This window comes from Psychrobacillus sp. FSL K6-1464, from assembly GCF_038003145.1.
In the GTDB taxonomy this organism is placed as follows: domain Bacteria; phylum Bacillota; class Bacilli; order Bacillales_A; family Planococcaceae; genus Psychrobacillus; species Psychrobacillus psychrotolerans.
The window spans coordinates 2,507,252-2,521,238 of sequence record NZ_JBBOOP010000001.1 but is presented as its reverse complement, the minus strand read 5'-3'; the positions used below and the strand labels follow the sequence as shown (position 1 = coordinate 2,521,238).

The window sequence follows — 13,987 nt, the reverse complement described above, 5'->3', positions numbered from 1 at the left end:
ATCTAGGTATAAGAATATAGTTTGCTAAGTTGTCGAATATTTGAGAAAATAATAATGTATCAAGCTTAGATGAAAGGGGATTGGAGCATGAAACCTATTTACAATTCAGCTAAAGAGGCTGTTGCAGGGGTGCAAGATGGAATGACGCTGATGGTTGGAGGTTTTGGACTAGTTGGAATTCCAGAACAGCTAATACTGGCTTTAGTCGATAAAGGTGTGAAGGACTTAACGGTTATTTCGAACAATTGTGGCGTGGATGACTGGGGTCTAGGTCTGCTACTTAAAAATAAGCAAATAAAGAAAATGATAGGTTCATATGTTGGAGAAAACAAAGAGTTTGAAAGACAAGTAATCTCGGGTGAAATAGAAGTGGAATTGACTCCACAAGGAACTCTAGCGGAGAAAATCCGTGCTGGTGGGGCTGGAATTCCCGCTTTCTTTACTCCTGCTGGTGTAGGTACTACAGTGGCGGAAGGTAAAGAAGTGCGAGTTTATGATGGAAAAGAATATGTACTAGAAGAGGCACTTCGAGCGGATTATTCTTTCATACGTGCAGCTCAAGCAGATAAATTCGGAAATCTTATCTATAATATGACAGCGCAAAACTTTAATCCAATGATGGCTGCTGCTGGTAAAATTACCATTGCAGAGGTAGAAGAAATTGTAGAAACAGGAGATTTAAATCCTGCTCAAATACATACACCAAGCATTTATGTTCAAGGTCTATTCCAAGCGGAACAAGAAAAAAGAATCGAACGTTTAACGACACGTTCTTAAGGAGGAGTTTCGATTGAATTCACGTGAAAAAATTGCAAGAAGAGCGGAAAAAGAAATTGAAAATGGAAACTACGTAAACTTAGGAATTGGAATTCCGACTTTAGTTGCGAATTTCATCTCTCCCGATAAAACGGTCGTTTTACAATCGGAAAATGGCTTACTTGGTATTGGACCGTACCCAACCGAGCAAGAAGTTAACCCTGACCTTATCAATGCAGGTAAGGAAACAGTAACGACTATTCCAGGCTCTGCTTTTTTCAATAGTGCAGAGTCATTCGCGATGATTCGCGGAGGACATGTCGACGTGGCTATTTTAGGTGCGATGGAAGTATCCGAAAAAGGTGACCTCGCTAACTGGATGATCCCAGGCAAGATGATTAAAGGCATGGGAGGGGCAATGGATCTCGTGCACGGTGCAAAGAAAATTATCGTCATTATGGATCATTGTGCAAAAGACGGTTCTGCTAAAATTAAAAAACAATGTGAATTACCTTTAACAGGCAAGGCAGTTGTGAATAAAATAATAACAGAACGGGCAATGATAGAAGTAACAGAAAATGGACTTGAATTGAAAGAGGTATTCGAGGGTTACTCTGTTCAGGATATTATAGATGCTACAGAAGCGGAACTTATAATTAATAACGTAAGGGAAAATGTCTCTATTTAACATCAGCTTGTATTTTAAAGTGGAATCCATTATTATTAAAACTAATAGAAGTCGACTGTGAAAAGGATTAGTAAATAAATCTCGTATCTTTAGAGAGCTAACGGATGGTGTAAGTTAGCGTTACGAATTATTGAACTCGCCTTTGAGTCTGTATAAGTGAACTAATAGTAGCTTGTACCGTTTTCCGCGTTAAGGAATCAAGTTGAGTGAATTTTTCACTAATTTGGGTGGTACCGCGTGAGTATATCTCTCGTCCCTTAGTTTTTTAAGGGGCGAGTTTTTTTATGTCTAGCTTTAGAGTCTAACCTCTCGGGGCAAATGTGAAATAGCTGATGTGGCTGAGGTGCTTCTTCCTAGGTCCGCACGATTCGGGTTATGTCTGCTATGCCACAGGATGTGGCGCACTTTACAGATCTATCCTAAACACATTTGCCTGTCGAGGCAGAAATAGACGCTTCCGCTTTTCATACATTGGAGGAGGAAAAATTTATGAGCTTTAATCATGAAGCAATCGAAAAAAAATGGCAAAAGTATTGGCAAGAAAACAAAACGTATAAGATGACAGATGATCCGTCTAAACCAAAATTCTATGCATTGGATATGTTCCCTTATCCTTCAGGAGTAGGTCTACATGTAGGTCATCCACTTGGATATATCGCAACGGATATTCTAAGTTCGTTTAAACGTAAACAAGGTTATAACGTTCTTCATCCAATGGGGTGGGATGCTTTTGGACTTCCAGCGGAGCAATATGCAATTGATACTGGGAACGATCCTGCAGAGTTCACGGCAAAAAATATTGCTACTTTTAAACGTCAAATGACGGATTTAGGATTTTCTTTTGACTGGGACAGAGAGGTAAATACGACAGATCCTTCGTATTACAAATGGACTCAATGGATTTTCATCCAGCTGTACAAAAAAGGCCTAGCATATGTAGATGAAGTGCCGGTAAACTGGTGTCCAGCATTAGGAACTGTTTTAGCTAATGAAGAAGTAATTGACGGTGTGTCAGAGCGTGGAGGACATCCAGTAGAACGTCGTCCGATGCGACAATGGGTACTTCGTATAACTGCTTATGCAGACAGACTTTTAGAAGATTTAGATGATCTTGACTGGCCAGACAGCTTAAAAGAAATGCAACGTAATTGGATTGGACGTTCAGAGGGTGCGGAGCTTACTTTTGAAGTGGCAGGCACGAAAGAATCCTTCCGTGCATTTACAACACGTCCGGATACAATTTTTGGTGCAACCTATGCAGTATTAGCACCTGAGCATAAGCTTGTGGATGCTATAACTACTGAGGAACAAGCAGAAGCAGTGCTAGCTTATAAAGATCAAGTGAAATTAAAAAGTGACCTTGAACGTACAGATCTTGCAAAACATAAAACAGGTGTATTTACAGGTGCTTATGCCGTTAACCCAGTAAGTGGAGAGAAGATGCCAATATGGATTGCTGATTATGTATTAGCGACATACGGTACTGGTGCTATTATGGCAGTTCCTGCACATGATGAGCGTGACTACGAGTTCGCAAAACAATTTGATTTGCCAATCGTGGAAGTAGTTGCTGGTGGAGACATCTCACAAGAAGCTTACACTGCTGATGGCACACTTATTAACTCTGAGTTTTTAAATGGCTTAAACAAACAAGAAGCAATTGCCAAAGCGATTGAATGGTTTGAAACAAATGGTAAAGGTGAGAAGAAAATTACGTATCGTCTACGTGATTGGTTATTCAGTCGTCAACGTTATTGGGGCGAGCCGATTCCAATTATTCATTGGGAAGATGGCACTTCTACACCAGTAGAAGAGTCTGAATTACCGTTAATGCTTCCAGTTACTACAGATATTAAACCAAGTGGTACAGGTGAGTCGCCACTAGCTAATATTACGGAATGGGTTAATGTTGTGGATCCAGTAACAGGTAAAAAAGGCCGTCGTGAAACGAATACTATGCCTCAGTGGGCAGGTAGCTGCTGGTATTACCTACGTTATATCGATCCAAACAATGACGAGGCACTTGTCGATCCAGAACTAGCGAAACGCTGGCTTCCAGTGGACATTTATGTAGGTGGAGCAGAGCATGCAGTACTTCATTTATTGTACGCACGTTTCTGGCATAAATTCCTTTATGATATTGGTGTAGTTACTACGAAAGAGCCATTCCAAAAGCTATTTAACCAAGGGATGATTCTTGGAGAAGGTAACGAGAAAATGTCTAAATCGAAAGGGAATGTAGTTAACCCTGATGATATCGTGAAAAGTCATGGAGCCGATTCACTTCGTCTTTATGAAATGTTCATGGGGCCACTAGACTCCTCGAAACCATGGTCTACTAATGGTTTAGATGGATCAAGAAGATTCCTAGATCGTATATGGCGTCTATTGGTCGATGAAGACGGTAAGTTGAGTGCTAAAGTTACGGATACTTCTTCTGATAATATGGAAAAAGCATATCATCAAACAGTTAAAAAAGTAACGGAAGACTTTGAAGCAATGCATTACAATACCGCTATTTCACAAATGATGGTATTTATCAATGAAGGATATAAAGCGGAGCAAATTTCAAAAGAATATGTTGAAGGATTTGTGAAGCTTATTTCTCCAATCGTTCCACATATTGCAGAAGAATTATGGCGTATTCTTGGACATGACGATACAATCGTTTACGAATCTTGGCCAACATTTGATGAATCGAAACTAGTAGACAATGAAGTAGAAATCCCAGTTCAAATTAAAGGGAAAGTACGTGCAAAATTGAACGTTGCTAAAGATGCAACAAAAGAAGAGTTGGAAGCATTAGCTCTTGCTTCAGAACAAGTTCAACAATGGTTGGATGGTCAAGAAGTGAAGAAAGTTATTGCAATTCCAGGTAAAATGGTCAATATCGTAATTTAATGAAGCTGTGACTATAAATAAGAGTATTTAAAATCATCTCAACTCTATGCTTTTCTTAGAGTTGAGATGATTTTTTTGTTGAATGGTTAGTAGAAATGAGCAGCTTTTTTATTTGCAATAACTATTGGAATTCATAAGGGTTAGGATAACCTATTTCTATTAATTCCTCTGGTGTCATCTTAACTAATTCTTCAAGAGGATAATAATTAGGACTATCGATATTTAAATCATAACTATCATGTGATTCAAGAATCTCATCTTGCTCTAAATTTAAAAAATCAGGATTTTCTAAGAGATCCGGGCCGGCATATGATAGATACAAGTAAAGGTCCCCGTTTGGAACGAACGTAGCCTTTAAAATATGAGAAGTCTCTTTAGAGTAAATAAAGCGATCAGCATCGGTTGAAGAAATAACTTTAATCCCATCAAAATTATTAAAAAGTTTGTCAAAGTATTTTACATCTGTCTTTTGGAATATTATTACGTCTAATTTATTTTTATAAAAATAAAATCTTGCTTTACCATCATAATCTAATATTAAGTCAGCAATACTGCCATCCTCTTGATATTCTACGGAGTAATTTTTACCTAAGCTTTCTATTACTTTCGATTGTGAGTCACCTAATGTAACCCCATTAAGATAAAGTAAACCTTGTTCTTCTGAAAATGTGGGTTTGGTTAAATCCAATGGTAGTTCAGTTGCAGACTGTTGTTCATTTTCCATAATAGATTCGTTTAAGACAAAAAGCACAGCACTCATTGTTAGTAGTGCGCTAATCACGACATATCGCCATTTATATTTTGGTCTTTCCTCGTTTAGTTCTATTTCTTTCAATACGTTTCGCATAACTCGTTGTCGACTCGCTGTTAAATCTTTTACTTTAGAAGGTATATAGTTATTCATTTAAAAGCGCCTCCCATTCTATTCCCTTCAGTTGATTTCTTAATAATTCCTTGCTACGCCTCAATCGAGTTTTTACAGTGCCTTCTGGAATAGAAAGAATATGGGCAACCTCACCAATGGTCATCTCGTTAAAATAGAAATAAATAAGAACTTCTCGGTGTTTTAAAGGCAATTCAAGGATAGCTTCTCCAATAATTGCTTGCTCGTCTTTTCTAACCAGTTCATCTGTATTTCGTTTGCTAGTTGGCGTGGAGAGTTTGTTTTGCAGTTGTACTTTTCTATAGGTCCAGCTTTTTAAATAATCTTTGCTTTTATTAACAGTCATTGTTGTCAGAAATGCCTTTAACTCACCGCGCTCTTCATAACTGTTCTGATTATGATAAAATTTTATGAATACTTCTTGTACAATATCCTCTGCCGCTTGGAGATCCTTTACGTAGTAATAAGCCAAACGTATTAGGGGTTCTGTAAATTGCAGCATTAACGTTTTTAGGTCATTAATATTTATCAAAACCACAACTCCTTTCCATATATAAACGATTCCTAGAGCTTTAAAGTTTGGATTTTTCTGAATTATTTTCCTGCTATGCCTTGAAAGTTCTAAAAAATGATATGATGAAGGTTATAAGAATATGGGAGGGATGTGTGCAATGAGTTCATTTATTAAAAGAGTGGGAACTACATACATACCAGTTGTTAATCCAGAGAAATCATCATTATGGTATCAAGAAATGCTAGGAGCTGTTGAAAATTTTAGAAATATGGACAAAGCGATTTTAGAATTTGCAGATCAAAGTTTTTTTCTTGTTAAGGCCAAAAAAGGAGAACGGTCTTGTTTTTTGGATATTTATGAACAGGAACATTTTACAATGACTTTTGAAGTGAATGGAATAGATCGATTAATAGAATTTAACAGCTTTCTTCAGGAAAAGGGAGTACGTGTTGGGAAAATTGAAAATCGGGGGCATCCCGGCACCAATTTTGTATTCTATGATTTAGACGGGAATATGTTTGATGTATGGAGTGAATTGAGTCCTACTTTCAAGGATAGATTGGATTAAAATGATTTAGTGATATTTGAACGAGCGTTATATCTGTGAAAATCAAAAATAAAGGAAGTGCAAATAGATGAATTTTGAAGAAGTTATGCAGGAACTCGAAGCTCTTGGTAAAGAAAGAACTAAAAAAATATACATATCCAATGGAGCACATGAGCCACTTTTCGGCGTGGCTACTGGTGTGATGAAACCAATTTCAAAGAAAATAAAAATAAATCAACAGTTAGCGGATGAGCTATACGCAACAGGGAACTATGATGCCATGTATTTTGCCGGTATTATTGCAGATCCAAACGGCATGACTGAAGCGGATTATGATCGCTGGATGGATTCAGCATATTTTTATATGCTTTCTGATTTTGTAGTAGCTGTAACTTTGTCAGAGTCCGATATCGCTCAAGAAGTTGCGGACAAATGGATTACAAGCGACGATGAGTTGAAAATGTCAGCAGGGTGGAGTTGCTACTGCTGGCTTTTGGGGAATCGAAAAGACGTTGAGTTTTCCCAAAGCAAAATGTCTAATATGCTTGATATGGTGAAAAATAAGATTCATGAATCACCTGAACGAACAAAATCTTCGATGAATAACTTTATATTAACTGTGGGAACTTCTTATGTACCTCTGCATGAAAAAGCACTGGAGACTGCAAAGGAAATAGGTATAGTTGAAGTCAAAAGAGACAACAAAAAAAGCAGTTTCTTAAATGCTTATGACAGTATTCAAACAGCGGTAGATAAAGGAAGAATTGGTTTTAAACGCAAGCATGTTAGATGTTAATATCTTATAGAGCAGCTTGTCCTTTATAGGGATAAGCTGCTTTTTGCTATTTTTTGTTTATTCCAACTAGCGTGCTCAAAATTCCAACTAAACTTCTCATTTTTCCAACTAAACCCTCCAAAATTCCAACTAAAACACCTGTAAGAGATTTTTCGGATTAAAAAAGCTCCTAGAACGATCCTAGGAGCTCCCTTTTATATATTTTCTCAGAAGCTTTCGATGAATGACTGCATTATTCGGCTTCCTTGTTCTGTCCCAATAGATTCCGGGTGGAATTGAAGGCCATATAAAGGGTAGTCGACATGTTTGATGGCCATTATTTCATTGTCGTCTTCTGACCTTGCTAGAATTTCTAGCTCGTCTATTAATGACTCTCCGTCTATCACAAGCGAATGATATCGCATGACTGAAATTGGCTCCTCGAAAGTTTTGAACAAAGCTTGAGGACTATAAGATATGGTGGACATTTTACCATGTCTAATGGTTTTTGCCTGCACAATTTTTGCTCCAAAAGCTGCGCCAATCGATTGATGGCCAAGACAGATACCTAAAATGGGATACTTTTTATATAGCTTCTGAATAATGTCGATCGAAACACCTGCATCTACAGGAGTACCAGGGCCAGGAGAGATAATAATAGCCTCAGGGTTCAGTTCTTCCAGTTCTTCAATAGTAATAGCATCATTTCGAACGACTTTAACCTCTTTGCCTAACATACTGACTTGTTGATATAAATTATACGTAAAAGAATCATAGTTATCGATTAACAAAATCATCGCTGCACCTCCAAGAGAGCCTTAGCTTTATTAATCGTTTCTTCATACTCGCTCTTTGGAATAGAATCGTGGACAATACCAGCTCCAGCTTGAACATGGGCATAATGATCCTTTACAACCATTGTACGAATGGCAAGTGCCAAATCCATATTACCTGTAACAGATACATAGCCGACAGCCCCCGCGTAGATCCCACGTTTCATTGGTTCTAAATTATTTATAATCTGCATAGCTCTAATTTTCGGTGCTCCTGAAACAGTTCCAGCAGGTAAGCAGGTAGTTAACACATCTAAAATATGTGCATTTTCAATTAGTTGACCAGTCACCTCAGACACAATATGCATGACGTATTTATAGTATTCAACTTTCATATATTTCTCAATTTGAACAGTTCCTATTTCAGCTATTTTACCAATATCATTACGTCCAAGATCTACGAGCATTCGATGTTCTGCAACTTCTTTTTCATCATGCAATAAATTATGAGCAATGCGAGCATCTTCCTCAGGAGTTTTCCCGCGAGGCTTTGTTCCTGCTATAGGGTTCGTTGTTACTATTCCATTTTTTACTTTTACTAAGCTTTCGGGAGATGTCCCCAAAATAGTGTAAGTTTCAAAGTCCATATAGAACATATAAGGAGATGGATTGGAAGTACGAAGCTGTCGATACAACGAGAAAGGGTCTCCGTCAAATGGAGAGCTAAAACGTTGAGATAGGACAACCTGGAATATGTCGCCTTTTAAAATATGTTCCTTTGCTGTTTCCACCATATTCGTAAAATCTTTCTCCTGAATATGTGGTTTAAAAGAGAGAGAGGGTTCCGTTCGTTCAGGATTTATCGGTCCCTGCTCTAGTTCAGACAATATCTTATCAATAGCATCAGTCATCGAATCTGAAGAACGCCCATTTTGGAATAAATCGATCGCAGCTATGGAAACCGTCTGTTTTAGATGATCAAAAATAATAAACGTATCGTAAAACATAACATGTACATCTGGCATATCTAATTCGTCGTTTAATAAATCTCCTATTTTTTCATTATAAAAAGCAGTTTCATATCCGAAATAGCCAATAGCACCACCAAAAAAAGAAAATGGATAGCAGTCTTGATGAATTGGCATCATCTGTTTAAGCTTTTCTATCACTGACCTGTGTTCACTTTCGGTTGCACGATTTTCGACGGATAGTGAATATCCATGCTGGTCTCCGGTTAGTTCCCCTATAGGGTCAACTGCAATAAAGGAGTATCTTCCACTTTCCTCATGCTTAGCGGAGGATTCAAATAACACTTTTTTCCTTCCGTGCAAAGATTGGTAAATGGATATAGGAGTCATCATATCTCCTTGGATTTCTTTCATTTGATAACTTTTTGTCTCAACTGTCATTTCTCAGCTCTCCTATTCTTAACTAATCTCAGCTCAACTAACTTAACTAAACACAAAAAGGCCCTCCATCGCAAAGGACGGGGAGCCGTGGTGCCACCTTTATTGATTACTATTGTAATCCACTTATTGCAACCTGACAGTTGCGAGTCCTATAACGTAGACGAACGCCAAAACCTACTGATTATATACGTTCAGCTTTGGAGCTAAGAAGCCCATTCACTTTATTGCTTGCACTGACTCGCAGCTACCGTCAGCTCTCTAGAGCATTTCATAAAGTTACTATTCTTCCTAATCGCTTATTAACGTATATTGTAATATAAATTATCTTATAATTCAATCGATTTTGCGGCACTCATTCCAGCAATTTTACCTGTAACAAGAGCAGAGGTGATATTGTAGCCGCCTGTGTATCCGTGGATATCTAATATTTCCCCACAAAAATAGAGTCCAGGCTTCTTCTTCGACGCCATTGTTTTTGGTTCTATCTCCTTGATGGATACACCTCCACCAGTAACAAAGGCTTTTTCTAATGGTTGTGTCCCATAAACAAAGACATTGAATTGTTTTAACTCATGTGCGAGTGCACGAATCTTTTCATGCGGAAGGTTTTGGCCATCTTCACTTTCTTGAATAGCAGTACGTTGAAGTAAAAACAATAGCCATCTTTCAGGAACAATACCTTTCCACACATTTTTTACTGCTTTTTTGGGATCCTCTTTCAAAGCAGATAGAAGCATTTGAAAAGTTTGTTCTTCATTTTGTTCTGGAAGGCTATCAATTCGAACAGAGACAGGTTGTCCGCCATTTTTCTTTTGTTCTTTTACAACAAATTGACTGCATCTTAAGATGGCTGGTCCACTTAAGCCGAAGTGAGTAAACAACATATCCATCTCATGCGTAATTATTGGTTTTCCTTTTTTATTTAACACAGAAACACCAGCGCCTCGAAGTGCAAGGCCTTGAAGTTCTTTCGATTTGATGAATGTCTCATTGGATAAAAGAGGTACCTCTGTCGGATATAAATCCGTGACAGTATGACCCGCTTTTTCTGCCCAAGGATATCCGTCTCCAGTAGATCCGGTTTGAGGAACTGCTTTGCCCCCAACCGCTACGACAATTGCACCGGAAGTGATTTCTTCACCTGAAGCTAGTCTTACGCCAATTACTTTTTCATCATTCATTAACAACTTGGAAACTACTGAATTTAACTTGATTTCTACTTGTAGTCTTTTTAATTCATCTAATAGAGCATTTACAACATCCATCGCCTTGTTAGAAACTGGGAACATTCTTCCGTGATCTTCTTCTTTTAAAGCAACTCCTAGATTTTCGAAAAACTCGATGATATCCTCATTATTAAATACAGAAAAAGGGCTAAATAAAAAGCGGCCATTTCCAGGGATATTTTTTACAATCTCTTCTTGAGGTAGTCTATTTGTAACGTTACAACGACCACCACCAGATATAGCAAGCTTTTTCCCAAGCTTATTTCCTTTTTCGATCAGTAGTACCTTTTTGTTTTCTGCCCCAGCCGCCGCAGCAGCCATAAGTCCTGAGGGACCCCCACCAATTACAATAACGTCATACATAATATATTCACACTTTCAGTTTTTTCTTTATTATACATGATTGTGGTTTTGTTTAGACAGTTGTAAACTGTAAGATAGACATTTTAACTTTATTAAGCAAATATTTTTTGCGACGAGCTTGCTCAGGAGCAGAAGTATCCCACTTCTATAAGTGATGTGGTGAATGCAAAATATGTATTCAACTAAATGGTATCCACAAACCTCTGCTTAATAAAGTTAAAGCCTCCGGCGGATGCCACAGATTTTTAGATGAATTTCTCAGGCGAGCTTGAGAAAAATCTGGGCGCACTGTTTTCTGCGACGAGATTACGCAGGAGCACATTCGCCGAGGCGAATTTGATAAGAATGGAAGGGTTAGATGGCATCAAATTTACTGAAAGGGACAATGATTTTAACAATTGGTCTCTTATTATCGAGAATACTAGGTGTTCTATATGTAATACCTTTCTATCAAATAGTGGGGGAGGAGTATATTGCACTTTATCAATACGCTTATACTCCATATTCCATCATGCTAGCAATTGCAGTATCTGGAGTACCAATTGCTGTATCAAAGTTCGTATCTAAATATAATTCCCAAGGAGATTATGCTACTGGAAGAAAGCTCGTGAAGTCGAGCATGTTGCTTATGGGAGTGACCGGGTTTTTAGGGTTTTTAATCCTCTACTTCCTTGCAGATCCAATAGCTAATCTTATTATTAAAGATGATGAAGCAGTATTTTCCGTAAATGATGTAGCTTCTGTGATTAGATTTGTCAGTTTTGCAGTTATTGTAGTTCCGGTTATGAGCTTAGTAAGAGGATTTTTCCAAGGATATCAACATATGACACCTACAGCAATTTCTCAATTATGGGAACAAATTGTTCGAATTCTATTTGTGTTAGTTGGTGGTTTCTTTGTTGTTTATGTATTCAATGGTACAGAAAAGACTGCAGTATCCTTTGCTGTATTTGCCGCGTTTTTAGGTGCAATTGCAGGATTAGTCGTTCTCGTATGGTATTGGAAAAAATTGAAGCCGGAGTTTAACAATTTGTTAACTACATCAGGGAAGATTAGTTCAGATGTATCATTAACAAATATTTATAAAGAAATGTTAATTTATACTGTTCCTTTTGCGCTTGTAGGAGTTATTAATCCTTTATTCCAATTTATCGATATGATTACGTTTAATAATGCGATGTCTGTCATTGGAATAGGTGGGGATATATCTAACACATTATTAGGCATGTTAAATTACACTACCCATAAGCTTGTAATGATTCCTGTCATGCTCGCAACTGGTTTTAGTATGACGCTAATCCCGTTGATCACTAGTTATTATGCAAAACAAGATTTTGTACAGGTTCGTAAAGCGTTGGACCAATCATTCCAAATTTTATTGTTTTTAACTGTACCTGCAGCAATGGGGATTTCTGTGTTAGCAGATGAATTTTACTTAGTGTTTTATGAAGCTAGTGAAACAGGGGCAACCGTACTTGCCCATTACGCTCCAGTTGCTATATTGTTTGCTTTATATCCAGTAACGACTGCGATATTACAAGGAATTGATCGTCAAAAGTTAATAATTTTAAACTTATTGCTTGGAATTCTAACGAAGCTTATCCTAAATACGCCGCTTATTAAAGCTTTTGAAACTGATGGTGCTATTATCGCTACAGCATGTGGTTATCTAGTGGCAATCGGGTTAAACTTATTTGCTATTCGCAAGACATTACATTATAAATCGAATATGGTCGTTCGAAGAGTAATGCTTATTATTATCGTCAATGTAATCATGTTAGTGCTTGTGTTCCTAGTCAAATTAGGATTTGGACAATTCATGACGATTGATACTAAACTAGAAGGATTACTTGCGATTATCGTTTGTGCTGGTATTGGAGCTGTATTTTATGCTTTTGTTACATTACGCTTGGGTCTTGCTCAAAAACTCTTCGGAGAGAGACTTACACGCTTTACCAAAAAAATTGGTTTTTAGGAGAATAAAATGCGATTAGATAAATTTCTATCTCATATGGGATATGGTACAAGAAAAGAAGTAAAAATATTGGTCAAATCCAAAGCTATTCAAGTAAATGAAGCTGTTGTAAAAGACAGCTCCATGCACGTGAACGAGCTGAAGGATAAAGTGACAGTTTACGGAGACGTAGTAGTATATAAAGAGTTCATCTATTTAATGATGAACAAACCACCTGGAGTAATTTCTGCGACAGAGGACTCTAGGGAGCAAACAGTCATAGATCTATTAGATGAAGACGTACGTCATTTTGAACCATATCCAGTAGGAAGATTAGATAAGGATACTGTAGGTCTTCTTCTATTAACGAATGACGGGGCTTTGACACACCGACTTCTATCACCAAACAAAGACGTACCCAAAGTGTATTACGCGAAAGTAGGAGGTGTAGTAGATGAATCGGATATTACAGCCTTTTCCAATGGAGTAATATTAGATGATGGCTATCATACAAAGCCAGGCATACTAAAAGTTTTAAAAAGTGATTCTATTTCTGAAATCGAATTGGCCATTACAGAAGGTAAATTTCATCAAGTGAAAAGAATGTTTGAAGCAGTTGGAAAAAACGTAGTTTACTTAAAAAGGCTTTCGATGGGGTTACTTGAGTTGGATGCTACATTAGCAGAAGGTACATATCGAGAACTAACAGAAGAAGAGCTAACACAAATACAGCAAAAGAATGACCAGGCTTAAGTTTTAGCTTGGTCATTCTTTTCATATTGTTTATCTAAGATGTCATTTTAACGCGTTTGTTCGTCGTGGTCCATTTACCTCTTGTTGGGCTAATGATTAAGTCATTAAAAGCAAGCACATTCAAATCTCGTTGAATTGTGCGAGGAGTGATGCCAAATTCATCGACTAAATCTTGTGTTGTAACTGTCCCGTGATCACGGATGAACATATACATGTCTTTTATTCGAGTTAGCATCCGATCAGTAGTTGGTTTCATAAGTAACCACTCCTTCATCATGATATCCCTTGGCTAGACTAGCGGACGACTTGGGTGAAAAGCAACTGAGTAATTGCAATTTACAGCCCCTTTACAAAATGATAGTCAAAGTATTTACTTTCTGACAATTCCATTATAATAGATTTCTATTAAAATTTCTATAGATATAATCATATTTACAAAACATTC

At 37.5% G+C, this 13,987-nt stretch carries 13 protein-coding genes and 2 other annotated features; of the genes, 7 read left to right on the top strand and 6 right to left on the bottom strand.

From position 1 onward, the window contains the following. Window positions 1-87: 87 nt before the first annotated feature. The 3 genes from MKX39_RS12690 to leuS all read left to right on the top strand — a co-directional run bounded on the left by MKX39_RS12690 (window position 88) and on the right by leuS (window position 4,345). A complete protein-coding gene (locus tag MKX39_RS12690; RefSeq protein WP_093536810.1) occupies window positions 88-777 on the top strand; it encodes a CoA transferase subunit A in 690 nt (229 codons plus the stop codon). A gap of 13 nt (window positions 778-790) precedes the next feature. Then, on the top strand, window positions 791-1,444 hold the full coding sequence (locus tag MKX39_RS12685; protein WP_093536811.1) for a 3-oxoacid CoA-transferase subunit B: 654 nt from the start codon (window positions 791-793) through the stop codon (window positions 1,442-1,444). A gap of 48 nt (window positions 1,445-1,492) precedes the next feature. Further along, window positions 1,493-1,705 (top strand) — a binding site (T-box leader). Window positions 1,706-1,933: 228 nt separating this feature from the next. Next, a complete protein-coding gene (gene leuS / locus MKX39_RS12680; RefSeq protein WP_340769756.1) occupies window positions 1,934-4,345 on the top strand; it encodes a leucine--tRNA ligase in 2,412 nt (803 codons plus the stop codon). Window positions 4,346-4,466: 121 nt separating this feature from the next. On the opposite strand, the gene MKX39_RS12675 is transcribed toward leuS, so the two are convergent. Together MKX39_RS12675 and MKX39_RS12670 are read right to left on the bottom strand one after the other, a co-directional pair. Further along, entirely contained in the window at window positions 4,467-5,249 is a 783-nt protein-coding gene (locus MKX39_RS12675) for a hypothetical protein (protein WP_340769755.1), read from the bottom strand. Further along, a complete protein-coding gene (locus tag MKX39_RS12670; protein ID WP_340769754.1) occupies window positions 5,242-5,766 on the bottom strand; it encodes a sigma-70 family RNA polymerase sigma factor in 525 nt (174 codons plus the stop codon). Before MKX39_RS12670 ends, MKX39_RS12675 begins: the two co-directional genes overlap by 8 nt. 133 nt (window positions 5,767-5,899) lie before the next feature. Here MKX39_RS12670 and MKX39_RS12665 point away from each other — a divergent pair, with 133 nt between their 5' ends. Both MKX39_RS12665 and MKX39_RS12660 read left to right on the top strand, forming a co-directional pair. Continuing rightward, window positions 5,900-6,310 carry a VOC family protein gene (locus MKX39_RS12665; protein ID WP_340762987.1) on the top strand — a complete coding sequence of 137 codons (411 nt, stop codon included), beginning with the start codon at window positions 5,900-5,902 and terminating at the stop codon, window positions 6,308-6,310. A 67-nt stretch (window positions 6,311-6,377) separates the two neighbouring features. Continuing rightward, window positions 6,378-7,085, top strand: coding sequence for a DNA alkylation repair protein (locus tag MKX39_RS12660; RefSeq protein ID WP_340769753.1), 708 nt, complete (start codon window positions 6,378-6,380; stop codon window positions 7,083-7,085). Between the two features lie 206 nt (window positions 7,086-7,291). Here the strand turns inward: MKX39_RS12660 and MKX39_RS12655 are convergent, their stop codons facing one another. From MKX39_RS12655 to MKX39_RS12645, 3 genes are all read right to left on the bottom strand, one after another. Continuing rightward, window positions 7,292-7,861 (bottom strand): anthranilate synthase component II, encoded by a 570-nt coding sequence (locus tag MKX39_RS12655; protein WP_340769752.1) that lies wholly within the window; start codon window positions 7,859-7,861, stop codon window positions 7,292-7,294. After that, window positions 7,858-9,246 (bottom strand): anthranilate synthase component I, encoded by a 1,389-nt coding sequence (gene trpE / locus MKX39_RS12650; RefSeq protein ID WP_340769751.1) that lies wholly within the window; start codon window positions 9,244-9,246, stop codon window positions 7,858-7,860. Before trpE ends, MKX39_RS12655 begins: the two co-directional genes overlap by 4 nt. A gap of 70 nt (window positions 9,247-9,316) precedes the next feature. Further along, window positions 9,317-9,548 (bottom strand) — a binding site (T-box leader). 24 nt (window positions 9,549-9,572) lie between these two features. After that, complete coding sequence (locus MKX39_RS12645; protein WP_093536817.1) at window positions 9,573-10,835, bottom strand: BaiN/RdsA family NAD(P)/FAD-dependent oxidoreductase; 1,263 nt, start codon at window positions 10,833-10,835, stop codon at window positions 9,573-9,575. Window positions 10,836-11,193: 358 nt separating this feature from the next. Here MKX39_RS12645 and MKX39_RS12640 point away from each other — a divergent pair, with 358 nt between their 5' ends. Both MKX39_RS12640 and MKX39_RS12635 read left to right on the top strand, forming a co-directional pair. Next, window positions 11,194-12,810 carry a putative polysaccharide biosynthesis protein gene (locus MKX39_RS12640; RefSeq protein ID WP_340769750.1) on the top strand — a complete coding sequence of 539 codons (1,617 nt, stop codon included), beginning with the start codon at window positions 11,194-11,196 and terminating at the stop codon, window positions 12,808-12,810. A 9-nt stretch (window positions 12,811-12,819) separates the two neighbouring features. Continuing rightward, a complete protein-coding gene (locus MKX39_RS12635) occupies window positions 12,820-13,542 on the top strand; it encodes a pseudouridine synthase (protein WP_340769749.1) in 723 nt (240 codons plus the stop codon). 34 nt (window positions 13,543-13,576) lie between these two features. On the opposite strand, the gene MKX39_RS12630 is transcribed toward MKX39_RS12635, so the two are convergent. After that, window positions 13,577-13,798, bottom strand: a complete 222-nt coding sequence (locus MKX39_RS12630) for a DeoR family transcriptional regulator (protein WP_093536820.1) — start codon at window positions 13,796-13,798, stop codon at window positions 13,577-13,579. Window positions 13,799-13,987 lie beyond the last annotated feature (189 nt).